The sequence below is a fragment of the Armatimonadota bacterium genome, from assembly GCA_039679645.1.
Lineage (GTDB): Bacteria > Armatimonadota > UBA5829 > UBA5829 > UBA5829 > UBA5829.
The window spans coordinates 31,625-54,891 of the sequence record JBDKUO010000037.1 but is presented as its reverse complement, the minus strand read 5'-3'; the positions used below and the strand labels follow the sequence as shown (position 1 = coordinate 54,891).

General features: G+C 50.8%; 22 protein-coding genes. 9 read left to right on the top strand and 13 right to left on the bottom strand.

Features of this window, described 5'->3' with window-relative positions; all coding sequences use genetic code 11:
- Positions 1 to 164 precede the first annotated feature (164 nt).
- Both ABFD83_07665 and ABFD83_07660 read left to right on the top strand, forming a co-directional pair.
- Entirely contained in the window at positions 165 to 398 is a 234-nt protein-coding gene (locus ABFD83_07665; GenBank protein MEN6356945.1) for an AbrB/MazE/SpoVT family DNA-binding domain-containing protein, read from the top strand.
- Positions 391 to 783, top strand: a complete 393-nt coding sequence (locus ABFD83_07660; protein MEN6356944.1) for a type II toxin-antitoxin system VapC family toxin — start codon at positions 391 to 393, stop codon at positions 781 to 783. The genes ABFD83_07665 and ABFD83_07660 overlap by 8 nt, the downstream gene beginning before the upstream one ends.
- An 83-nt stretch (positions 784 to 866) precedes the next feature.
- Here the strand turns inward: ABFD83_07660 and ABFD83_07655 are convergent, their stop codons facing one another.
- The 6 genes from ABFD83_07655 to ABFD83_07630 all read right to left on the bottom strand — a co-directional run bounded on the left by ABFD83_07655 (position 867) and on the right by ABFD83_07630 (position 4,628).
- The gene (locus ABFD83_07655) at positions 867 to 1,943 is read right to left on the bottom strand and encodes a Xaa-Pro peptidase family protein (GenBank protein MEN6356943.1); all 1,077 of its coding nucleotides are present in this window, start codon (positions 1,941 to 1,943) and stop codon (positions 867 to 869) included.
- A complete protein-coding gene (gene aroQ, locus ABFD83_07650; GenBank protein ID MEN6356942.1) occupies positions 1,936 to 2,376 on the bottom strand; it encodes a type II 3-dehydroquinate dehydratase in 441 nt (146 codons plus the stop codon). The genes ABFD83_07655 and aroQ overlap by 8 nt, the downstream gene beginning before the upstream one ends.
- Positions 2,377 to 2,433: 57 nt before the next feature.
- The gene (locus ABFD83_07645) at positions 2,434 to 2,703 is read right to left on the bottom strand and encodes a type II toxin-antitoxin system RelE/ParE family toxin (protein ID MEN6356941.1); all 270 of its coding nucleotides are present in this window, start codon (positions 2,701 to 2,703) and stop codon (positions 2,434 to 2,436) included.
- Positions 2,690 to 2,944: a type II toxin-antitoxin system prevent-host-death family antitoxin gene (locus ABFD83_07640; GenBank protein MEN6356940.1), complete on the bottom strand. Its 255-nt coding sequence runs from the start codon at positions 2,942 to 2,944 to the stop codon at positions 2,690 to 2,692. Before ABFD83_07640 ends, ABFD83_07645 begins: the two co-directional genes overlap by 14 nt.
- 86 nt (positions 2,945 to 3,030) lie before the next feature.
- The gene (locus ABFD83_07635) at positions 3,031 to 3,780 is read right to left on the bottom strand and encodes an ABC transporter ATP-binding protein (GenBank protein MEN6356939.1); all 750 of its coding nucleotides are present in this window, start codon (positions 3,778 to 3,780) and stop codon (positions 3,031 to 3,033) included.
- Positions 3,777 to 4,628, bottom strand: coding sequence for an ABC transporter permease (locus tag ABFD83_07630; protein ID MEN6356938.1), 852 nt, complete (start codon positions 4,626 to 4,628; stop codon positions 3,777 to 3,779). Before ABFD83_07630 ends, ABFD83_07635 begins: the two co-directional genes overlap by 4 nt.
- A gap of 681 nt (positions 4,629 to 5,309) precedes the next feature.
- On the opposite strand from ABFD83_07630, the gene ABFD83_07625 reads away from it, so the two are divergent.
- Positions 5,310 to 6,311, top strand: coding sequence for a PEP-CTERM sorting domain-containing protein (locus ABFD83_07625; GenBank protein ID MEN6356937.1), 1,002 nt, complete (start codon positions 5,310 to 5,312; stop codon positions 6,309 to 6,311).
- 76 nt (positions 6,312 to 6,387) lie between these two features.
- Here the strand turns inward: ABFD83_07625 and ABFD83_07620 are convergent, their stop codons facing one another.
- Positions 6,388 to 6,522, bottom strand: coding sequence for a hypothetical protein (locus ABFD83_07620; GenBank protein ID MEN6356936.1), 135 nt, complete (start codon positions 6,520 to 6,522; stop codon positions 6,388 to 6,390).
- A 2-nt stretch (positions 6,523 to 6,524) separates the two neighbouring features.
- Positions 6,525 to 7,829 (bottom strand): sigma-70 family RNA polymerase sigma factor, encoded by a 1,305-nt coding sequence (locus ABFD83_07615; GenBank protein ID MEN6356935.1) that lies wholly within the window; start codon positions 7,827 to 7,829, stop codon positions 6,525 to 6,527.
- A gap of 658 nt (positions 7,830 to 8,487) precedes the next feature.
- Between ABFD83_07615 and ABFD83_07610 the strand changes: the two genes are divergently transcribed.
- The 4 genes from ABFD83_07610 (at position 8,488) to ABFD83_07595 (ending at position 13,331) form a co-directional block, all read left to right on the top strand.
- Positions 8,488 to 10,047, top strand: a complete 1,560-nt coding sequence (locus ABFD83_07610; protein ID MEN6356934.1) for an efflux RND transporter periplasmic adaptor subunit — start codon at positions 8,488 to 8,490, stop codon at positions 10,045 to 10,047.
- Positions 10,048 to 11,301: an FtsX-like permease family protein gene (locus tag ABFD83_07605; protein ID MEN6356933.1), complete on the top strand. Its 1,254-nt coding sequence runs from the start codon at positions 10,048 to 10,050 to the stop codon at positions 11,299 to 11,301.
- Positions 11,294 to 12,019, top strand: coding sequence for an ABC transporter ATP-binding protein (locus tag ABFD83_07600; protein ID MEN6356932.1), 726 nt, complete (start codon positions 11,294 to 11,296; stop codon positions 12,017 to 12,019). The genes ABFD83_07605 and ABFD83_07600 overlap by 8 nt, the downstream gene beginning before the upstream one ends.
- Before the next feature lie 856 nt (positions 12,020 to 12,875).
- On the top strand, positions 12,876 to 13,331 hold the full coding sequence (locus ABFD83_07595; protein MEN6356931.1) for a CarD family transcriptional regulator: 456 nt from the start codon (positions 12,876 to 12,878) through the stop codon (positions 13,329 to 13,331).
- A gap of 190 nt (positions 13,332 to 13,521) precedes the next feature.
- Here the strand turns inward: ABFD83_07595 and ABFD83_07590 are convergent, their stop codons facing one another.
- Positions 13,522 to 15,894, bottom strand: coding sequence for a glycoside hydrolase domain-containing protein (locus ABFD83_07590; protein ID MEN6356930.1), 2,373 nt, complete (start codon positions 15,892 to 15,894; stop codon positions 13,522 to 13,524).
- A gap of 405 nt (positions 15,895 to 16,299) precedes the next feature.
- On the opposite strand from ABFD83_07590, the gene ABFD83_07585 reads away from it, so the two are divergent.
- Positions 16,300 to 17,781, top strand: coding sequence for an MFS transporter (locus tag ABFD83_07585; GenBank protein MEN6356929.1), 1,482 nt, complete (start codon positions 16,300 to 16,302; stop codon positions 17,779 to 17,781).
- Positions 17,782 to 17,819: 38 nt separating this feature from the next.
- Here ABFD83_07585 and ABFD83_07580 read toward each other — a convergent pair whose 3' ends face one another.
- The 3 genes from ABFD83_07580 to ABFD83_07570 all read right to left on the bottom strand — a co-directional run bounded on the left by ABFD83_07580 (position 17,820) and on the right by ABFD83_07570 (position 20,477).
- Complete coding sequence (locus tag ABFD83_07580; protein MEN6356928.1) at positions 17,820 to 18,593, bottom strand: sugar phosphate isomerase/epimerase family protein; 774 nt, start codon at positions 18,591 to 18,593, stop codon at positions 17,820 to 17,822.
- 68 nt (positions 18,594 to 18,661) lie between these two features.
- Positions 18,662 to 19,615, bottom strand: a complete 954-nt coding sequence (locus ABFD83_07575; GenBank protein ID MEN6356927.1) for a Gfo/Idh/MocA family oxidoreductase — start codon at positions 19,613 to 19,615, stop codon at positions 18,662 to 18,664.
- Position 19,616: 1 nt separating this feature from the next.
- Positions 19,617 to 20,477 carry a Gfo/Idh/MocA family oxidoreductase gene (locus tag ABFD83_07570; protein MEN6356926.1) on the bottom strand — a complete coding sequence of 287 codons (861 nt, stop codon included), beginning with the start codon at positions 20,475 to 20,477 and terminating at the stop codon, positions 19,617 to 19,619.
- A gap of 157 nt (positions 20,478 to 20,634) precedes the next feature.
- Here ABFD83_07570 and ABFD83_07565 point away from each other — a divergent pair, with 157 nt between their 5' ends.
- Positions 20,635 to 21,504 carry an AraC family transcriptional regulator gene (locus ABFD83_07565; GenBank protein MEN6356925.1) on the top strand — a complete coding sequence of 290 codons (870 nt, stop codon included), beginning with the start codon at positions 20,635 to 20,637 and terminating at the stop codon, positions 21,502 to 21,504.
- A gap of 154 nt (positions 21,505 to 21,658) precedes the next feature.
- On the opposite strand, the gene ABFD83_07560 is transcribed toward ABFD83_07565, so the two are convergent.
- Positions 21,659 to 23,155 (bottom strand): ATP-binding protein, encoded by a 1,497-nt coding sequence (locus ABFD83_07560; GenBank protein ID MEN6356924.1) that lies wholly within the window; start codon positions 23,153 to 23,155, stop codon positions 21,659 to 21,661.
- Between the last annotated feature and the right edge of the window lie 112 nt (positions 23,156 to 23,267).

The window sequence follows — 23,267 nt, the reverse complement described above, 5'->3', positions numbered from 1 at the left end:
ACTGATCGTGTGGGGAATCTTTCCCCGGGTGCACATTTCAGTGGATTCTATCCCAAATCCGGCACTCTGAGCATTTATTGATTGCGTGTGATATCCAACGAGCAAAATGTGGTATACTAAATTGTTTGTAAAACTCTTCTGCATCGATCATGTGAGGTAAAACCATGTCTGTGGTTCGCGCATCGTCAAAATATCAAGTAGCTATACCAAAGGCAATCCGCAACAAGTTGCATATAAAGCCGGGGCAGAAAATGACGATTTCGGAATCCGACGGCTTGATCGTCCTTGCTCCTATCCCGCCGGACCCTACTGATTTTCTATGTGGAATTTTTAAGGACGAACCGTCTATGGCGGACGAGCTGGCCGCTGAGCGGAAGCGAGACGTCGAAGATGAGTAAATATGTTCTGGACTCTTTTGCTTTATTGGCTTTCTTTCAGCAAGAGCGGGGTTGGGAGAGGGTCAGAGAACTCATCAAGTGTGCTGAGGATGGCAGAGTTGAACTATACATGTCGGTTATCAATATGGCCGAGGTCAAGTACATGCTCGCCCGTCGCGGGAAAAACAATCCTCAGGTGATGGCAGCCATCGAAGCTTTGCCGATCAATATTGCGTCTGCAGATGAACACATTGATCAAGTAATCACCCTCAAAGCCATGCATGCAGTATCATTGGCTGATTGCTTTGGCGTAGCAGTTGCCATAGGTCTCAATTGCCCGATTATTACGGCGGACCCCGAATTTGAAAAGCTGGAGTCTGTCGTTCAGGTAGAATGGCTCAGATAGCCGTATCCTGATCTTGGCTGTCTTGATCGTCCGGGGGATCGCACATTCCAGGGGATTCTATCCCCAATATATATATCCAGTAGCTAAATGCAAACCAGCTCTTTAGTCGCGCTTGTGAGCACTTCACAGCCGCTCTCAGTCACCAGCACATCGTCTTCAATTCTCACTCCGCCCCAGTCTTCGATATAGATCCCCGGTTCCACAGTCATCACCATCCCCGGCTCCAGCACCACGTCGCACGTCTGTGAGAAGCGCGGCTCTTCATGAACATCTATCCCCAGCGAGTGTCCCAGCCCATGGCCGAAGTTATCGCCATAGCCTTTGGAGGTGATATAATCACGCGCAACCGTGTCTATATCGCGGCAGTTTTTACCCGGCGCAATCGATTCTATAGCCTTCATCTGAGCATCCAATACTACTTGGTAGACCTCACGGTGTTTTGCAGTGGGCTTGCCGAAGCAGATAGTGCGCGTAATGTCCGAGTTGTATCGCATATACTGCGCGCCGTAGTCCATCTTGAGGAACTGACCGGTTTTGAGTACGGCATCAGTCGGGCTGTGGTGCGGGCATGCCGAGTTTGGTCCCGCAGCCGCTATGGTCGAAAAACCTTCGTGTTCAGCGCCGAGTTTGCGCATATTGGTGTCGATAAATAGTGCTATTTCATTCTCGGTCATCCCCGGTCTGATCTCATTGACTATCCTCTCAAATGTCGTATCGACAATCGAGCAGGCATGTCTGATAAGCGCAAGCTCGTCTGAGTCTTTGATCCTGCGCACTTTCTCGACCATACCTGTTGTCGAGCGAGATTTGATTCCGGGTCCCAGTGCGCGCCTTAATTTCCCAAATGATGAGATCACTATATTATCAGCCTCATACCCGACAGTCTTCACACTGAGTTCTTTGATAAGAGAGGCAGCAGCAACTATTGTAGCGACACGAGTATAATCCCGCACTTCAGACGTTTTGCACTCATTTCGCGCCTGGATCGAGTATCGCGGGTCGACCAGGATATACGATTTATCGCCGGTTATGACCATAGCAGCGGTAGATCCGGTGAACCCGCTCAGGTAAAAGATGTTGCGCATATTTGTGATGAGCATGGCTTCGAGACCCTTTGCGCTCATATGTTTACGTATTCCAGCCAGCCTTGCATCACGCATTTCTAATTATCTCCACAACCGCTCTGATTCCCAACAGATAGCTTTCTTTGCCGAACCCGCAGATCTGTCCGGTCGCCACCGGCGCGATGACCGATGTATGTCTGAACTCTTCTCTTGTATAGATATTTGATAGATGCACTTCGACTATAGGCAGTTTAACAGCCGCCAGCGCGTCTCGTATTGCGATGCTGTAGTGCGTGAACGCTCCGGGGTTGATTACGATTCCCTTTACAGTCTTGCCCGCTGCCTGAATCATATCGATAATTTCGCCTTCATGATTGGACTGCTTTATCTCCATCTCGATATTGAGCTCTTTAGCAAGTCCCATACAGCGATCATTAATCATATCGATAGTTTCTGTCCCGTAGACACCGGGCTCTCTCTCGCCCAGCATATTCAGGTTGGGACCGTGTATCAAGAGTATTTTCATCATTGATTCTCCTCGTTGCGCTTTACAAGTTATGGGGTTCGATCACCATCCAGAAAAGGTTCACTTCCTCTTAAATCTGCGATAAACCTCATCATCATTGCGTTTTCCAATTGTAGCCACAAACAGGGTGTCACCATCTACTCTGTAGATAACGCGATATTCGCCAATATCTGATCGCATATATCCATCATAACCTTTCAGTGCCTTGGAGTCGGTTGGCGCCGGGTCGTCCCGCAGAGTCTGAATTTTGGCTGCTATCTGTCGCTGATGCTTAAGCTGTCTTTTGGCAAGAAACTCGCCTGCATCTTTTGTGAGTTTAAGCCTCAGCATTCAGGATCTCACTAATAATAGCTTCGCTCTCGTCTGCGCTCTTGTAGCCTCTTTTCTCTGCCTTTTTGGCTCGCGTAATCCATATTTCATCTTCAAGCGCTTCAAGCTCGGCATATCTTTCGCTGGAGATTACTACCACCGCCGGACGATTATGCTTGGTTATAGTTACGGGCTCTCTTCTAGCCGTATCTACCAGCATCCCAAATTTTTCCTTTGCTTCCTTTGACGTGAGCGATACCATATGTGCCACCTCATTCTAAAACAACTCTTATGGACATTATAGCCATAATAATTATTCCAGTAAAGAGGTGCATTTTAACCCTAATCCTAAGCGCTGTGCTGATGCGCAGGCACTGTAGACAGATACGCGTCAATCACCTCGCGAGTCTCGCCGTCAGCACGAATTTCGCCTTTGTCGAACCATATCGTGCGGGATGCCACCGACCGCGCCGCCTCCAGGTCGTGAGTGACAAAGACTATAGTGCGCCCGGCAGCCTTGAATGAGTCTATGCGCTCATAACACTTCCCCTGAAACGCCGCATCCCCTACGGCTAACACCTCGTCTATAAGCAGTATGTCCGGGTCCGTCTCGACTGCTATAGCGAACCCGAGGCGCATCAGCATACCCGCCGAGTATGTCTTTATGGGTGAGTCTATGAAGTCGTTGAGTTCGGAAAAGTCGATAATCCTGTCTATCCTGTCTCTAATCTGAGCAGTGGAAAGCCCCATAACGGCAGCGCTGAAGAATATATTTTCTCGACCGGTGAGGTCCGGGTGAAACCCCGCTCCCAGGTCAAGCATGGTCGACATCCGGCCGTCCACTTCGACTGACCCGGCGGTCGGTTTATAGACTCTGCCGATTATTCTCAGCGTCGTGCTTTTGCCCGAGCCATTTCTTCCTATGATCGCGACAGTCTCGCCGTGTTCCACGGTCAGGTTCAAGTCCTTTATCGCAACAAGCTTTTGCGGAGGTGTCCGCCTGAACGATAGAATAGCCGACTTCAGCGAGGTCTGCTTCTCTCTGAACAGCTCGAAAATCTTGGTTATATCAATCAGTCGTATCGCGGGCTTCATCATACACGCTCCGCGAATACCCACTTGCGGGCATTGAAATAAGCATATCCGCCGACAGCCACCAGAATGCATATTATCGCGCATACGCCGAGCATGCCGTAATCCAGTGGCACGCTCTGAATTTGTAAACCTCTCGCGCCTCCATGAAATGCCGGCAGCAGCGTCTTGCGATAAGCCTCAGTCAGCATATTCAGCGGCAACAACAGATAGAGCTTAAACAGCAGCGTGCGGTGCACATGCGGCAAGCCGGCATAGACCAGTTCCGATACATACATCACCGGAGTCAGGTAGAAGAGCACATTCAAGAGGACCGTGAGCAGATACTTCGTATCCTCAAAGAAGACGTTCAGGCACGATACCACAAATGTCAGCCCTACCAGCAGCAGCGTTTCCAACAGGACCAATACAGGCAGCCATGCCGCGCTGTGAGCGACAGGCGCGCCATGCAGGAATATTTGATAGAAGAGCAGATATGCAAAGAACACCACCAGTGCCAACATGAAGTGTATCAGGTTCGCAATTACGACCGACAGCGGCAGGAGTTCCCTGGGGAAATAGACTTTTCTGAGCAGATCGCGGTGCATCAAAATGACCTGGCTGGAGTCCAGCAGAGCCATCTGAAAGAAGACCCACGGGAGGTAGCCCACCAGCAGATACGCCGAGTAGTTGGGTATATCCAGCCGCATTATATATTTGACCACGATCGTTATAGTCGCCACCTGCACCAGCGGATTCAGCAGCGACCAGAAGAACCCGAGCACCGAGTTCTTGTACCTCACCTTGAGGTCTCGTATCACGAGTTGCTTGAGCAGGTCTTTATATTTTAGTGATTCTTTTATCTCTTCAATCATAGTTTATCCAGTCGCATTTTCACGGAAAATGCGATTCATAATAGCATTTTGTTCTGCAAATTATGCTCACCAACATGGTTGAGTATACGTTCAGGAGGTCGAAAAGTCAAAAAATCAGGCAACAGGGAATAGGTAACAGGTAACAGGAAATGTCATTAATGAGGTGAGACCTCCAAATTCCGCTCCTATAGATCGTGCGCGATATCCGATCGCGTGCGAAACAGAACCTCTGGACTTCAAATCCTCAAGTTGTAGTTTGTTCCCAGTCTTACCCGTAGGGGTGAAGCATTTGCCGATCACATTAGGCGGGCTGTTGGAATTTCGCCGCAAATGCTTCGTCCCCAACTGATGTTGTAAGCGGACTGTTACTTGCCGATCATTCTGCTAGCCTGTGCGATGAGTTCTCCAATAGGATCTTCAGACGGAATCGGCACTTCTTCCTCGCCGTATTTTTGTCTGAGGATGTTGGCTTAGTATACATAGCAAAGAGGTCACAGTCAAACACACCGTTAATATGCAGAATCCGTCTCATTTTACAATATTTAGCTGAGTCTCTTTATCGCACCCGGAAATGTTTAATACCATAAACTAAATGCCTGCTCATTGGCACAATTATTGCATAGCTTGTTTCCTAGTAATTGTACGGTTATGTACGCTACCAACAAAAAGCCAGGAGACAATATGAACACTCAGAAAAGATCAGGCTGCTTGCGTGCAGCATCTTTGATTGTCGTGATAGTAACACTTCTTGCAGCGAGTTGCATCTCGGCATGGGCGTCTGTCAGCGCTTATACGGCTGAGTCCGCGGATTTCTATCCGGGAAACACAGGAGTTACAATCCCGGGTTTTGATGAGTCACTCAGCCAATATGATCCCGGTACTGCGGGTGTAGCCACAGCTTCCTACAACTACCCAACTCAATCGGGAGACGATCCGCCTCCTCCGTTTTTTTATGCTGGTGTAGACACGGTTACTGCAGACAAAGGCTACAGCACCTATGCATATGTCAACGAATCCGCCGGTATCCTAAAGGCTTACGCGTCTACATGGCTGCAGGTAAGGGGCGCTATGACTTCCATGATCAACATCAACACCCATGCCGGCGCCAGCGCTGAGATTTCCGATACTATCATACTCTCAGCGCCTGCAACCCTCTTGCTGTCGGGTAATGTCAGCGGTTGTCTCGGCGGCAGCTCTAATTATTCCAACTATGATGTGTTCCAAAAGTATATATGGACGCCGATGAGTGTGGATTCATGGGTTCGGTTCAGCTACAGAACGTCTGGAGAAGAGGGGTCAAGCAGTCAGGGCTTTGAAGCCTATTTTGACCAGGCGGGAAACATATCAAACCCATTCTCAGTTCCCATCTATCTCCCTGCCAATACACCGATAACTGTCTCAGCAGGGCTTAACATTACGACTACAGTGGATCCTGACACCAGCACTATCCTTGGGGTGAGCTGGCGCGACAAAGTTGGTCCTCTAACCAGCATTACGGGCAACATATGGGCCGATTTTGCCAACACCATGGATTTCGGCATCCAGGTGCCTGATGGGGTAACAGTGACCTCCGAATCCGGATTGCTTCCACTCCAGACGGCAGCCGTGCCCGAACCTTCTGCCCTGCTGGCTCTTGGCTCCGGCCTTGGCTTGCTGGGCACATGCTTCAGACGCAGACAGTAAAGAGGTTATCCGGCATTTGACCTGTTCAAATGGGGGGCATATGTCCCCCCATTTAATGTACTAACCATACCCTTAACTAATGCCTCACATAGTTGCGCCCGTCGAGGGTCGGCTTCATCCAGAGGTTATAATCATGTTCGGGCAGTTCCTTAAGTCCGAGCCTGGTCGGGTCGCCCGTGTTAAGTGCTGGGTCTTTGATCGCAATTGCCAAAGTTATGGTTGTCCTTTGTTGTCACCGTTTATTTGCTTAGCCAGAGCTTCAGCTTCAGCGAGACTGCCGAATCCTGTTATCTCGAACCTGGTGATATGCATCGCTTGTAATATAACCGGAGCAGAAATCAGCCTGCCGTTGGCAAAAACACCTGTACACTCGCCAATATGCTTGCCGGTGAAATCAGCAAACACTTGTGCGCCGCGCTCAGTAAACTCAGCATTCAGAGTCGGCTTTCCGTCACCTTTTCTTATCTGGGCCTCGGCATTCGGAAGCAGGTCATTGGTTGTGATAACCGGAGGATTTTGTTGGGGGTTAACTATTTTGTCCATGATCTCCTTTGGCTGCTTTGCGCTGTCAATCGCTTCTGTTGTGCCGTTAATTACACGTTCAAAGATATAACCTTCACCTGCCTGCTTTGGAGCAGTTACCCGCCAGGTTCCGTGAGTTGTATCCGGCAAGAGGTAAATCTGCAGCACTGAAGAGTCTCTCTTGACCACTTCGCCGCTAGTGGAAGCGACCTCGCTTGATGCAGGGCTCGTGGTGCCGTTTGCATATATCATGTGTCCCACTACCAGAGACGCGGCGAGAATGCTCAACGCAAGAGCGGCCTTCCCAAGGCCGGTACCCAAAGCAGCTTTTGCAGTCGCAAAGAAACCGCCTGACAACGTCGTTGTCCCGATCCCCGAGACCGCAATCTTGCCGATCGCTGCCGCTACTGAAGCCGGGACCGATGCCTTTGCGCTCTCTGTGAGAAGAACGGTGAGCGCACCTACCGTCAACACAACTCCGGACTTCTTTAGCTCTTCGCGAAGAGAGTCTATTGCCCGGTCAAGGTATCGAGAAATTGTCGACTGGTTGATGCCTAGAATAGCTGCAGTTTCTGCCTGCGTCAGCCCTTGGAAATAGTGTAATACTATCGGCTCACGCAGCTTATCCGGCAGTTTGTCCAGCGCTTCATCGACAATCGGCACTATTTCTGCCCACCCAGGCTCAGACCGGTTGTCATTCGCGTTAACAGCCGCCTGCTCATATCGCCTGCGTACAGTATCCTTGCTGACGGCATTGAGCGCGCGGTTTTTTGCCACTTTATGCAGCCAACCGGGCAGGCATGACCTTACGGTTCCAGCTCTTCGCGCAAGCTCCAAGAAACAATCCTGAGTGATGTCTTCGGCTTCTTGCGTATTGGCGGTAATGCGAAGACACGTGCTATAGACCAGCCGCACGTAACGTTTTGCCAGTTCTGCGAAAGCCTCCGCGTCTCCTGTTCTGGAATATCGCTCCAGTAGCGCCATGTCGTTTTGCATCGCGTATCCTCCTGGACCGCTGAGGTGAATTGCGGTCTCTCGTAATATAGACATGCGCCGGTAGTTATTTTATGCAAATATGTTAGCCGTCCTCATAGAGGAATCCTATGCCCGTCTGCTGAAATTTCAAAATCTGCGGATGAGAATACTGGGAATTGCGATGTAGGGGCGAAGCATTTGCCAGTCGCATCTGGTTGGCCTTTGAAATCTCGCCGCAAATGCTTCACCCGCTGAGTTTAGATATCCGGGGACGAAATCATACCAGTGTCGATCAAAACAGCTCGTCCAAAAGTCTGTAGTATACACCCTCACATTTTGCACAAGGAAAGTAAATTGTGAAGGCGTTTGAGCAGCCGATCTTCACCTGCTGCCATTCGCGGCCTGCTATTATGCAACGAAGCTCACTCGGTGCAGCATCCAGAATTGTGGTGCAAATATCGGGTGTTGGCATAATGCTTTTGATCTTAACCTTGTCCAGGCAGATTGTCAATCTTCGATATATCCACCCATCTCAAAGCGCCAGTCAGCTTGTGGCGATACGTCGACAACTGTAAAATATAAACTATACTCTGTGTGCATGCCGAACTATTATAGACGCAGAGTTCGTATTCAATACGTCTGTGCTGAATTCCGCTCTCAGTTATTTTAAGGAATAAATATGACACCAAGCGAATTGAAAGAGATGCCGCGCCGCTCGGAGTATAAACGACCCGAGCCATGTCCACCGGAGAATATTCCTCCATGCCCGCCTGAAAGGGCAAAACGAATCAAGACTTTTCTTGCCAAGCAGTGGAAACGGCTCATTCAACTGGCAGTGGTGCTGTCCATATCATTCGCCTTGTATGAGTATGTAGCGCTGCCGAATCCGGTCAATGTCGCAGTGGTGAAGACCGTGACCACCACCGAGACAATCGGCGCCACCGGCAAAATCCGGGGCAATAGAGTGGCCGATCTGGGTATGGACAGTTCGGGAATCATCAGCAGCATATATGTCAAAGAGGGCGACCATGTCAGTGTGGGTACACCCATCTTATCGCTTTCCCAGCCCGAACTTAGGGCAAGTTCCGATGCAGCCTTTGCGGGCCTTGAGAGCGCGAACGCTGAACTCGCCCGAGCGAGCAGAGGTCCACTTCCATCCGAAATTCGTGAAGCCAGAGCCAATCTTGCGCAGGCAAGCTCCGTCGGTCAGGCTAGAATAGCTCAGGCTCAAGCCAAACTCAGAACAGTGAGGCGCGGCCCACGCTCTCAAGAGATAGCTGAAGCGAACTCCGAACTCCAGCGCAGACAGGATATCCTTTCCAAAGCACAGCTCGACTACAAGCGTCTGGACAAGCTCGTCAAACAGGGTGCTGTCTCTCAGTCTCAGCTCGATGACGCTAAGACCGCAGTCGATACCTCCAGGGCAAGCGTCGATGCCCAAAAGGCCCGCGTGAGCCTGCTTAGGGAGGGTGCGACCTCCGACGAGATAGCCGAGGCGAATGCAGCTCTAGCAGAGGCCAAAGCGAGCCGCGACACCAACGTTGCTGCTGCAAAAGAGCGTCTGAACACACTGCTTTCCCAACCTCGACGTGAAGATATAACAGCCGCCCGAGCGAAAGTCAACCAGGCGCGAGCCGAGTATGAGCGCGCACTGGATATGTCCTCCAAGTCGGAGCTTAGAGCGCCATTTACCGGCGTAGTGGCGGATATTCCGGTCGAGCAGGGTCAATCGATCTCACCCGGCCAGAAGCTCGTGGTCCTTCATGAGATGACAAGACCTGTGATTGAAGTCGAGACTGATGAAGAGAACCTCAGCACCCTTGCCGTCGGTCAGAAAGCGATTGTAACCGCAGACGCATTCCCCGGCCGCGAACTCAGCGCAGTCGTGACCGATCTTGGCTCAAAGGTCAACTCAGAGCGCGGGACCATCCAGGTCCTGCTTACCCCCACAAGTCACGTGACCTGGCTCAGGCCCGATCTCACGGTGGACGTCAACGTAATCACCCAAAAGTCTGCCCGGCGGATCATACTCCCGGCGGATACGGTGACTCGTCACGGCGGCGGTTCGGCGGTGTTCGTCGTAAGGCATGGCAAGGCTGTTCCCGTCCGTGTGACTGCAGGTGCAGTCGGCAGCGCAGGCGTAGTCGTGACCGGTAATCTCAAGGATGGCGAACTGGTGGTCCGCAACGCAGACAATGTCACCGCCAATTCCGATGTTCAGCCGAACCGGAGGCGCTAGTTGAGCAAATTTGAACTGAGGGTCGCCTGGCGGCATCTGCTTACCAGCCATGGCCAGACCGAGCTCACAGTCGGAGCAGTGGCGGTAGGCGTGCTGCTGGTAGTCTTTCTCTCTTCGCTGATCAACGGCCTGCAGATAGGTCTTATAGATGACGTCGTCGGCTCGATCCCGCATGTCAGTGTCGAGGCCGATACACCCGGCGCAAAACCGCTGTGGCAGGTTCCGGGCCAGGGTGGGGTAGGCGGCATGGTCGTTACCAAGATCGAGAAGATGTCCACCCAGAAGCGCAAGATCGCGCAGTGGCAGCGGGTGTGCCGCACGATCCGCGCTCTGCCCGATGTAGCGGGTGTCGCGCCGTCAGCCGAGGGCAGCGGGTTTGTGAGCCGCGGCGCCAAGACCATGGGCGCGATCATCATAGGCGTGGTCCCGTCGGAGCAGATCAAAGTCCTCTCACTCAAAAATAGAGTCGTCGAGGGTGACTTCAATGCAGTCGACAGCCAGAACGCCGCAATCGGAATCAAGCTCGCCGACGATATCGGTGCAAAGCTGGGCAGTCGCATCAGGCTCGTCTCAGATCAGGGGATCATCCAGACGTTCAGGGTCGCATGCCTCTTTGACATGGGGATCGACCAGGCTAACGAGTCCTGGGTCTATACAGGTCTGTCCGCAGCACAGGCTATGTTCAACATCGGCAAGGATGTCACTACCCTAAACGTGCGCGGCAGTGGCCTTTTCGATGCCCAGCGCATAGCCGATGAGATCAGGAGCTTCTCGCCGCTGATGGTATCGAGCTGGATGGAGTCCAACAAGGCCTTCCTCGACACTCTGCGTGCACAAAATACCGCCGCCGCGATTATCCAGGCTATGACCCTGCTCGCATCCGCGTTCGGGGTTGCCAGTGTGATGATCGTGTTCGTGGTCCAAAAGTCGCGCGATATAGGTATCCTCAAGAGCATGGGCGCGACAGCCCGGCAGATCCGAAAGATATTCGTGCTCGAGGGGCTGGGTGTAGGGATAGGCGGAGCGGTCCTGGGCTCGGGGATCGGCACGGGGCTCTGCTTCCTGGTGACCAATATCCAGGTCCCCGGCGAGACGTTCGGCGGCAGGCAGGCGACAATCGTGCCTATGAGCTGGGACATCCGGTATGTGCTGCTGGCCTCGGCTGTGGCAATCATAGTCGGGCTGCTGAGCAGTGTAGTTCCCGCGATGCGCGCCTCAAAGCTCGACCCGGTGGAGGCTATAAGACGTGGATAGTGTAGTGCAGACCGTAGATCTGGTCAAAATATACGGCGACGGAGTGGGGACGATGGCCCTGCGAGGGGTCAATTTCAGAGTGGAGCCAGGCGAGTTTGTGGCCGTGGTCGGCGCATCAGGCTCGGGTAAGAGCACGATGCTCAATATGATCGGCGCACTGGACAGGCCCAGTTCCGGCCATGTCATAATAGACGGCTGCAACACCTCGACCCTTGATGACGAGGGTCTGGCGGCACTTAGGGGCGACACCATAGGCTTTATCTTCCAGTTCCACTATCTGCTGAACGAGTTCACCGTGCTGGAAAACGCCATGATGCCTCTCTCGATCCGCAAAGGCACCCCGACCAAGGACGAACTGGAATGGGTCAAGCACCTGCTGGCGCGTGTGGGCCTGGCAGAGCGCATGAAGTGCCGCCCGAGCCAGCTCTCCGGCGGTCAGCAGCAGCGCGCGGCTATCGTGCGGGCGCTCGCCAACCGTCCAAAGTTGATTCTTGCAGACGAGCCCACCGGCAACCTCGACAGCCAGAACGGCGCGCTGGTCTTTGACATGCTCCGAGACCTCAACTCGCAGCTTGGGATCGCGTTTATGCTCGTCACGCACGATGACCGCCTGGCGCAGGAGGCCGAGAGGATAGTGATGGTGGAGGACGGGCAGATTGTGGCCGACTACGACGTAGACAAAGTGGCCGAAGAGATAGACGGGCAGGCGTCTGCGTAGGTATCGGGAAGGGGCTTTCCTATACAACAAATTTACAAATATATCAAAACGAACTGAGCGTGAAATTTGAAATATTGAGCGTGAGGAGTTCGTTTTGGCTGTTTTTTTTATATCTGTAATTCCTTCCTCCTGCAAAGATGCTTTGAGAGCGTATGCTCCGAAGCGGCTGCACGGGGCTTCGGGACATACGTCCGCGAAGCATATGGCGCTGAGATTGTTCTCTCATGATTATAAGACGACAACTCGACCAAAATGTGGTTAACAGACCATGGTATTTTAGTTAAATGTTGTTCACGGGTTGTGAATGGGTGATGGGTGTCAGGTGTCGGGTGCTGGACTTGGGCTAGCTGATGGTCCGGGATTTGAATCCCGGATCTGTGTGTCAGGGACTTGAGTCCCATTTCCAGCTTTCATTGCCAAACACGACAGTATCGCGGTTCGGCGGATTCGGCAGCGGGGCTGGTGTAAATTGGGATGTGCTGCGCTAGTAAAATTAATAATCCTCTTTTTTATTACATAACTTGCCTGCCGGTAGAGCTGGACCATATGCCCGCAATCTCACCATTAAATCAAAACATAGCCCATAAATACCTCCAGCAGTCACCAATGTATTGTTTGGTATGTGACCAAATCTGTATAATGAAAACATATGCCACAATATAGGTATACATGCATCCAGCCTGTCTACAACTTGACATATATAGAATAAACAACTAGAATAATATTCTATGGTCTAGACCTCAGCTTTGGCAATGGCCTGTAGTTAGCGCAAACTCAGGCGATTTGTATTTATCTCTTCTGCATATTAGACATTCCGTATATTGGCAGAGAGTCTCGAAAGGGGGCGGTTTCCAGCATGGAAATCGGTGACGCAGTATTACATCCAAGATATGGTATTGGGACCATAGAATCAATTGAGGGACGCCTGGAAGATGGCAAAACTCGAGATTATTACGTTATTCCTAAACCATCCATTTCCTCAACAATACTAGTGGCAGTAGAGGCGGCAGATGAACTCGGAGTGCGGCCGCTGGCCACCACTGAAACACTCAAACAAGCAATAAGTATCCTCTCCGGCGAAGCCGATGATACCGATCTTTGTGCTGAAGAGCAAACAATAAGATGGAGTGATCCGATTGATCTCGCACGTGCTATCCGATATGGTGTGATCCAACCTAAACAACGTTATCCAAGGACAAGTATGCAGCGTCAGCTGAAACATGCCAAAAAGTTACTTGGCGAAGAGCTGTCTGCTGTACTTGGTATGTCCGAAGAAAGCATTACTGCATTAGTCAATAGAACAACAGCTTAGGTTTTTAGCAGAGGGAATATGTCCTGATGGACTATGTCCCCTCTGCTTTGTTTTGTACAATGTGTGTTATCCCTAAAGGTTTGTCCGAATTGCGCAAGAAGAATTATCCCACCTAGATTATCCACAACAACAGGACACTATTGATGGTCTTGGATTGGCTGCTGCACGAAGCAACAATACGCTTGGCCAATTACTGCTCGCTGATATCGCTGCTGTTGTTGCGTGGGACCAGGAGCCTTACAGGCATACCTGAAGGGTTGGGGATCGCACGGAGTATGCCGGTCACCTTCACAAAACCGGATGGAGTATAAAGCAGGCCCGGAGGCATCAGCACTGCAAGCCCTGAGGATGCGCTGTTCTGAGAGGTTGTGAAGCCATCCTTGAGGTTGGAGCCGTCGTTTATCCAGAACACCGTGCCCAGGGGCGTCTCGCCGGAGCCTGTAACCATTCCCCATGTTCTAATCAGCTTGCCTATGGATGATGCGCCTAATGAGCTTATAGGGGATGGCACGGATGTGTCGTCATAGACAGCGGGTTGATCGCCGAAAACCGAGCCTCCGGATGCGCTGTTGTTCATACCCAAAGGCTTGGTCGCATTGCCAGTATCCCCCGTGTAGGCCGAAATTACGTCAGGCTCAAGCACAAGTTCGGAACCATCCAGCAGGCTTGTCTTGCCGTATATGTCCGTGCATTGCCCTATAGAGTATGCGGCATTGCCCGACGCCAGCACTCCGATTCCTGCCGTGCGGTCATCCTTTTGGACATAGAACATATTGAGTTTGCCCGAGGGCGGACGGAGGTCGCCTGTAACTATCGCGTTAGTCATAAACACCCGGCTCCCGGCAGGCGCTGATTTGGCTTGAGCGACGTTGACCGCATTTTCTGTCAGTGAGGTTAGAAGCTGCGCCCTCGCCGCGCGGAAAGTCGCCGGGTCGCGCGTGTAGCTTGTCCATGAAGTCACCACCGAGTCACATATCAACCGTGCCCTGGTCGGGTTCGACTTCTCGAGGAGCTTTAATAGCTCATAGTCTTCGATCCCATCTCGCAAGGCTTCGAGCCTGATGGAACTCATCGGGCCGTTTGCGCCCTTATAGACTATATGCGAATCACCGGGAGGGCTGAATGCAGTGGTGGTGGAGCCGTAGTTGGCCTCGATCTTGGTAAAAGGGTCCCCATGCCAGGCGTTGAAGCCCCAGTGCAGATAACCGGGAATCTTATACTTATAGTTAGCCCAGTGCAGCAGCCGCGTATCGATCAGAGGGAAATCGACGAACCTGTTCATATACAGACCTTTGGGTGTCAGACAGGTGTATATCCAGACCTCATCGCCGGCAGTTTTTCTCTGCTCATAGAAGGTCGAATTGGCGGCATAATCCTGAGGCTGCGGGACCCATATGTTGATTGCGCCCACGAGGTTGGTGGTCATAACCGCATCGACAATCTTGAGGCGTGGGGCGTATTGATGCACTATTGCCGCCACGTTTCTATAGCTTGCCGCGCTCTGCGAAAGCGGTTCATCGCCAACGTGCTGGATATACATGTCGATCCAGCCCTTATCGATAAGGTGCTGCTGAAGCGCGGGCAGATATACAGAGTAGAATGCTCTGGCCTGATCTGATGTTGCTATTACGTTATACGGCCTGACGTTATTGCCGCCGGTGTCGTATATATCGGGATACCACACATAATAATCCGTGCCCTCCCAGGATTTTCTGCCGGAGAGGTGTCCGCCCTCGATGATGTCGAGCGCGCCCGCGTCAATAAACGTCTGGACCCATTTATCGAACCGCTCGAAGTCTTTTTCCGAGAATGTCAGGTTTCCATTGTCGTCTTGATGACCCACAATGAGTTTATTTAACCGCGTAAGATGCACATTCATTCGGTGGCTTGCCATACACTGAGCGTAGGATGACACCAGGTTCCAATATTTCGTGGTCCATAGAGAAGTGTTGTAGTAATCCGCTATAGGGTCATAGCTGAGCCAGTTGGTGCATTTGAACGTGCGTGTGCTGGGCAATATTGCTGAGGCCACATCTATGACCAGTGGAACCGATATCGACGCGCCGTCGCCGGTTATTGTCACGGTTCCCGTGTAGGTCCCGGGTTTTGTATTAAGGGGGACATGTATCGTAAGCCATATCGGCTGGTTGTTGGGCGCTGTTACTGAAACGGATGTCGACTCCAGCAGCGGATCCGGAAAATTGGCTGGAGCTGTGGCTACAAGGTTCTCCGACGGTGTATACGGCGTGCCGTGCTCGACGGGTACATACCCCACGAAGTTGAGCGATACCGCCGGTTTTGGGCTTGCCGGGCCCGATATCGTGCCTACGCTTGCGGTGAGTGTGGTTATATTGGCCGTTGGCGTAACGACAATCTGTGCGCTTTCATACTCGTTTCGCGCGGCAACCACGTGTATTTGGGTCGGCGTGCTCGATGGCTGTGCGGTGTTTTGCATAATATTGACGAGCGGATCGGATACCCATACTTGGAAGTTGGCGCTTGCATAGGCTATCTGGGCTGCAATTGTAAGCAGCATTACTACCGGAAATAATATCTTGCGCATCACTTATCACCTTTGATGTGAAATTACTTCCATTTTACTATTACTCTTCTCCATGTTTGCCTGTAAATCATCCTGATTTAACTATTACAATGGGTTGTGCGGATTAATTTACTGCTTTAGTCCCCGTGCGCCGACTGAAAAGAGGACGCTATTTACGCTCAATTTAATCCGCATTATGTGTATTACTATTATCTTCAGCTTGATTTTGATATAATTTGAGCACAGAGTATGAGTAATAGCTCAGAAATCATGAGAAAAAAGCCAAGTTGCTTCGGCAGCAATTCGTTTATTTCAACGTTATGGTATTGACAGACACCGCTGCCGAAGCCGCCGGAGAGTCGTACCTGTCAACTCTGAGCTTTTACAGTATAATTTACCCTGAACATGACTGAAAGAAGACGGAGTATGTCTAACGATTTACGAGTAGGCACGCTGGAATACACAAAGCGCGGCCTTGTAATGGTTTTTATTTGGCTGTTGTGGGGTGACTTCTGTTTTACTTTGATGGAGACGGTAGAGCCGGCGGTTCTGCCGTTTATGCTTAAAAGCCTCGGCGCTTCCAATCTGATCATTTCTACCTACATCAGCACTATCGCAAACGCGTTCAATCTTACCGTATGTCCTGTGGTAAGTTTTATGAGTGACAGATACCGCAGCAAACGGGGCAGGCGAATTCCATACCTGGCTTTTGCTACACCGTTCGTGGGCTTATTCCTGATATTGACCGGTTTCGCCAGGCCAATCGGCAATTACTTCTTTACTCACTACTTCCATCACAGTGTTTCTTCAGAAGCGGCGCTTACTATAGGCCTGTTAGCTGTTTTGGTGGCGGGCTATCAGTTTTTCAATATGATAGTCGGCTCGGTATACTACTATCTGTTCAATGATGTGGTTCCCGAAAAGCATCTTGGCAGGTTTATGGCATTCTTCAGAGCAGTTGGAGCAATTGCAGGCTCTTTATTTAGTTTCTTTGTCTTTCAGTATGCCAGGAATTACTCATCAGAGATATTTATCTGGTTCGGCATCATTTATATTATCGGCTTTATGATGATGTGCATGAAAGTCAAAGAGGGTGATTACCCTCCTCCTCCCGAGATGGAAAAGAGCAGAAACTCTACATTTGCTGGGATCAAAACTTTCTTTAAGGAGTCTTACTGCCACAAGTTCTACTGGTATTTCTATCTGTCGGGTTCGTTCTGGATGGTATCGCTTGCAGTAAATACCTTTGTAGTATTCCGGAACCTCGATATCGGGCTGACCATGAAGGAGATGGGGATCATTGGCGGTGTGGCCGGTGTGGTCACGACTGTGCTGTTGATCCCGGCAGGCTATTATGCCGACAAAAACCACCCGATACGGGTCGGTATTACGGCTATGACCTGGACTCTGATATTTGTTCCGTTGAACGCTATCTTTTTGCTGCACATGGGCCACCACATGGTTTTAATACTGACCATTATAACCACAGCTATTACTCTGCCGGTAAATGCGGTTTTGTATGCATCAGAGCTGCCTTTGTTTATGAGGCTGCTTCCACACACCAGATACGGCCAGTTTTCCAGCGCCAATGCTGTTGTCCGCTCAGCTATGATGATGGTTGCCGGAGTTTTATGCGGAAGCTATATGGACTGGCTGAAGTACTTCTTCATGCATCACTTGCACATTGGCGGCGATTATTATTATCGGCTGTTCTTTTTCTGGATACTGGTATTCGGCGGCCTGGCGCTATTTTTCAGGGTAAAGCTCTATAAACTCTGGCTGAAGTTCGGAGGGGATGACAACTTCCTGCCGCCCAGGTTTGAGGAAGACGAGCTATCATTCAGGAAGATGCACTCTCACATCGAAGAGGATGCGGGCTCTGCGCTTGCCTCTGAAAATGCTGAATAGACACAAATAAGCCCGGCACACACAGCGCCGGGCTATTTTTATAGGCTTCTGAGAAAGCGCACAGCCATGGCTATGTCGTCAACCGGGTTTTCGCCGACTTCTCTTTCGATCACAAAGAATCCGTCATAACCAATATCTTTCAGGGCTTTGAGATAGACTGGGAAATTGACCGAGCCTTCTCCAAGAGGAACCTCAAGAGGACTGCCGTTTTTGATGATCCCATCCTTGGCATGGGTATGCACTATATAATCTGCCAGAATGCCTACACCGCCGATCTGATCGAAACCGCTCATTACCAGGTTTGCGGGATCGTAGTTTACTTTGATGGAATTGTGTTTAATGGTGTCGAGGAACTGTTTCATAAGAGCCGGTTCTTCAGGCCCGGTCTCGGTTGCCAGGCAGACGCCGATCTTGTCGCCGTATTCGCCAAGTATATCGAGCGCATATCGCATTACACGCCATTCTGACGAGCCCGGGTCGTCCGGTATCTTGCCGATATGTGTCTGCACGATTGTGCAGCCAAGAGCCCTTGTGATATCCATGATGTGCTTTGTCCGAGTTATCCGCTGCTCGACATCACTTTCATCTGTGAACTCATGTCCGCCGAGGTCTCCGCAGACTGAGCTTATCTGCAGCCCGTATGATTCGACCAGCTTCCTATACTCTGCTGCGCTGCTTTCAGTGAGTTCCTCTATGCATAGCTCACCCCGCACATCGGAAAGCTGAACTCCGTCCAGCCCCAGTTCTTTGCATTTCGCAAGTGAGTCTTTTAGTCCCAGCCCAAAAGAACTCAGGAAAGCTCCGATTTTCATTTTGCCCCCCTCTGGAACGATCCCCTCCAGGTAAGATACCTGGAGGGATTTTCTAACTGGCGTTTGTGCTAAGAGTTCTGCTCGTATACCGAGAAGATCACTTCCGCGCATCGCAGGCCGTCATTAGCCGTGATCGCAAGCGGATGCTTGCCGCTCATAGCGCCCAGGAAATGATCGATCTCCTCATTGAACCCGTTTGAGGAGGGCAGCTCGATAGTCGTCCACTCGCTCTCGCCTGTGGGCTTGTACTTTACGTTAGGTCCGGCGTTGTAGTCGAAGGTCATGCGGCCCTTGGTCCCGGAAATGTCGATATACGCGACCCAGTCACCCAGCACGAAACCGCTCTGTATGTTACCCATAGCGCCGTTTTCTGTCGAGACGCAGATCATGCCTGCATCCTCGACATCCGTGCTCTTGAAGTGTCGTGAGATAGCCCCGTTCTGGTTCTTTATCTCTCCCACGATGAACCTGAACAGATCGACCGAATGGCTGCTTGTATCCAGCAGACATCCGCCTCCAGCGATACTCTTCTGGGTGAACCATTTACTCTCCATCTCGAACATCGGCCCGCCGAAGGCGTTATTGAAGACCACCACATCGCCGATCTTGTCTTCGGCAATCATCTCTTTGAGCTTGATGTTAGCCGGAACGAATCTGTGCCTGAACGCAGGCATAAAGAGCGCCTTGCTCTCATCGGCTGCCTTTTTGATGGCGCGAGCGCTTTGGACACTGTGAGCCATCGGTTTTTCGCAGATGACGTTTACGCCCGCTTTAAGAGCGTAAACCGCCGGCTGCTCATGAAAGGCGGGTGGGGTGCAGATGCTTACCACATCAGGTTTCGCCTGGTCGATCAGCGTTTTGAAATCCGGATATACTGTGGCTCCAAGATCGGATGCGAATTTTGTTGCCGCCTCTTCGCAGACATCCGTCACTGCGATAACTTCTGCGCCGGCGGCTTTATAGCCATCAGCATGAAACTTTGCAATCCCGCCGCAACCTACTATTGCCGCTTTATAAGCCATCTTAAGCCTCCTTGCCCGCTAATCTGGTGGGTACCCACTTGTTATGGTTTTTGGGGTCATTAGTTATATCAAGGATTTCTCTAACCGTCAACGACTCCTCGCGCGGGATGGTCGGCTCGCCCTTTGCGAAGAAGTCCATGATATGCTTTGTCTGGGTCACAAATATCGGTGAGTTGACGCTAAGAAATTGAGATTTCTTTTCGGTAGTGAGCACAGCCATATACGGCACTTCGATGTTCACATAAAGATACGCCGTTGCAGTTCGCCCGCCTGCAAACTTCATATCTACCTGGCTGAACTGCTTGTCTCCCCAGCGCATTACATGAGTTACATCCGAACCCATAGTGGAGATGATCCCCTCAACAGGGTGTATGCTGTATTCTTCGAACGAGCTTCCGCCGCCCCACATGGACATGTGCTTGATGCCGCTCTTGCCCACTTCGTCGACCACTGCCTTGAACTCATCGCAGAAACGCAGAGCGGAGGTGGTTATTATCGAAACGCCGTTTTTGTCAGCCAGTTCGAATATCTTCTGCGCCGTTGCAAGGTCGGGTGCGAATGTCTTGTCAATAAAGGTTGTCTTGCCCAAGGGCAGAACCGCTTGGGCCATCTCAAGGTGCACTTCAGGATTGCTGGGAGCAAGCACCATTATGTAGTCGCACTTTTCGGCGAACTCTTCAAATGACTCGGCGTAAGGGATGCCGGTTTTTTCTGACCATTTGCGTCCCTCTTCCGGGAACATGTCTTTGCAGACTGCAATCTCGTAGCCGCTGTCCGGAAGATTATCTCTCATAATTTCAACGTAAGTGTTGGCATGCCAATTTTCCAGCTTGTAATCGTAAAATCCTATTCTCTTTACCATATAGGACCTCCTCAAGGTTATCACAAAACCTAAGTATAACACGAGGTTAAGTCTGCTGCACCTATGCATTGCCGTAATATGCTGAAAATCGTGAAGTTGCCAGATATGAAAATGTGTCTTATAATGCTAATAATTGCCGCTAATTCAGAGAATGCATATGGGACGAGATTACTATCACCACGAACTCCTGTCTGTCAGTGCGGATCGCGATATCAAGCCGTTCCCGATATATGTCGGCGACGTCTTGCATTCGCCCGATGATCAGGTTGGCCTGCATACACACGGTCACTACGAGTTCAGCCTGTTTTTGACTGGAGAAGTGGACGTGGTGATAGGCCAAAAAGAATATGTTCTGTATCCTGGTGATGTGCTGGTTACAAAACCGGGAGATATTCACCAGTTCAGTCCGAGGAGAAAAGAGGATTGGGGATTTCTATACTTCGGAATTGAGCTGATAACCCCCGAGGAACTTGGGTTTGCATATGTGAAGAACCGCCGAAGGCAGTTTCATGATTGTTGGGACCTTCAGCCTATGTTCGCTCAGATGCTTGATGAACTGAAGCAGTCCAACTTCGGCGCGCAGTACGTGGTAAGTGGGCTAATGACTCGAACCCTTTATTTTATCGGACGCAAGATAGTTCCGAGCGCCAGAGACCGCCAAGCCACATGCGAGGTGGTTGGAAAGGCAAGAGCCTATATTGACGCCAATCCTCGTCATGGATTGAGCTTAAAGCAAGTTGCGGATGCCTGCTTCCTAAGTGAATCTCGCCTCTCTCATGTTTTTTCCGAAAAGACCGGAATGACCCTCAGCGGCTACATCACGCATGTGCTCATGCACTCCGCGATCAGGATGCTGGAGGACACTCATAATACTGTCACAGGCATTGCCGATCGTCTCGGCTATCCGTCGCCTCAATACTTCAGCCGCGTCTTTAAGAAGTTCTGGGGCTACAGCCCGCGCGAGTGTCGCACAGCACTACGCAAAATGCATGGCGGCTTTAGTAAGCAGGTGTGGGGTGTCAAATGAGAACCGTTTAAGAAAGAGCTCAGTTATACGGGAAAAATTGCCCGCTGTTTTTTCGCCGATTTTCTCGCTTATTGTAGGAGAAGGAAAATCGGCGAAAAGGAAATCCCATGCTACAATACAATCATAATGCGCGTATAACTGAACTCACTCCCGTTTAAGCCGCTTTCTGATCCAGCAGATTGGAGGAAGGCAGATCGAAAACGATTGTAAAGTGGAACGTCGAACCTTTGCCGACTTCACTTTCAACCCATATGCGTCCGCCCATAAGCTGCACAAGGTCGTGTGCGATTGCCAGACCAAGTCCAGTGCCACCGTAGTTTCTGGTCAATGAACCATCGGCCTGTTCGAACGGGAGAAAGATTTTTTTCTGTTTTTCAGCAGGGATGCCAATGCCTGTATCGGATATCGTGAAGTGCAGCGTTGTTTCCTTGCCGGATGTGGTTTCTGTTTCAGCATTTACCGCAATCTTGCCGCATTCGGTAAACTTGATTGCATTTGCCACAAGGATCATCATAACCTGGCGCAATCGCACAAGGTCGCCGACAAGGTTATTGGGCACATCATCAGTGACTTGCCGGGTCAGTTTCAGACCCTTGGCATCCGCTTTGGCAGCAAAGCAGGCAATCGTATCCTCCAGCACATTCCTTAGGCTGAAATCGATTGATTCCAACTCTTGCTTGCCGGCTTCTATTTTGGAAAAGTCGAGGATATTATTTATCAGGGACAGCAGTGTATCGGCGGAACATTTTACGTCCTGCAGATAATCACGCTGTTCATCCGTAAGTTGTGTGTCGAGGGCCAATTGGGTCATGCCTATTATGCCGTTCATCGGCGTGCGGATTTCATGACTTATATTGGTAAGGAATTCACTCTTGGCCTGACTTGCAGCCTCTGCAGTTTCCTTTGCCAGCCTCAGTTTTTCTTCGACTTCCTTGTGCTTACGGATATCGATGAAGTTTTCAAGCAGACACTTTCTGCCGTGTAGTGTGATTGGCACAACTGTCTTCAGAATAGGAACTTTTGCTCCATCGGCTGTCAGGCAGACCCGTTCGGATGAGTAGTCCACGGTCTGCCCGAGATCTGTGACAGGGCACTTGCCCTTCTGAGCAGGGCAGATAAAATGATGGCACTCATGTCCGATTATTTCTTCTTTTGATGCGCCGATCATGTCCGCGACAGTCGGGTTTGCATCAATTATCTCATGTGTATCAGCGTCAATAATTACAATTCCAATCAGGATCGAATCAAGTATTGTTTTAAGGTCTGCCGACTGTTGAATATACCTGCGTATGAGCGAGGCAAACTCTCCGAACTCGCTCCGGTCATGATCGAGCACACACAAAGGCTCCATCGATTGCGTGGTCATGGAATTCGACAGAGCTTTAATTGGGCGGCTAATCCAGTGATTGAGGCTGACGTAGAGAACAGACGCAATAAAAATTACAAAGGTATCAAATGCTATAAGAGTGCGGCTGCCTTGGCTTGCTTGGTTAGCCAGTTCCGCCGTCAGGGCCGAATGACTTATTTTGGCGGCATCCCGGATTGCTTCCAACTGTACAGATTGGTGCCAATGCCCTGAACCGATCATAAAGATCAGCAGTCCGGCCAGCACAAGTGATAGGAGTAATATACGCGCTCTGACGGAATACAAACGACACCTCTGTCGCAGGTCAAACCCGGCGGTATAACAGCTGCACCAAGAACCGGTTTACCAAGTGCTCAATATGATCAATTATCGGTTGTGCCAGACTATATGATTAGGT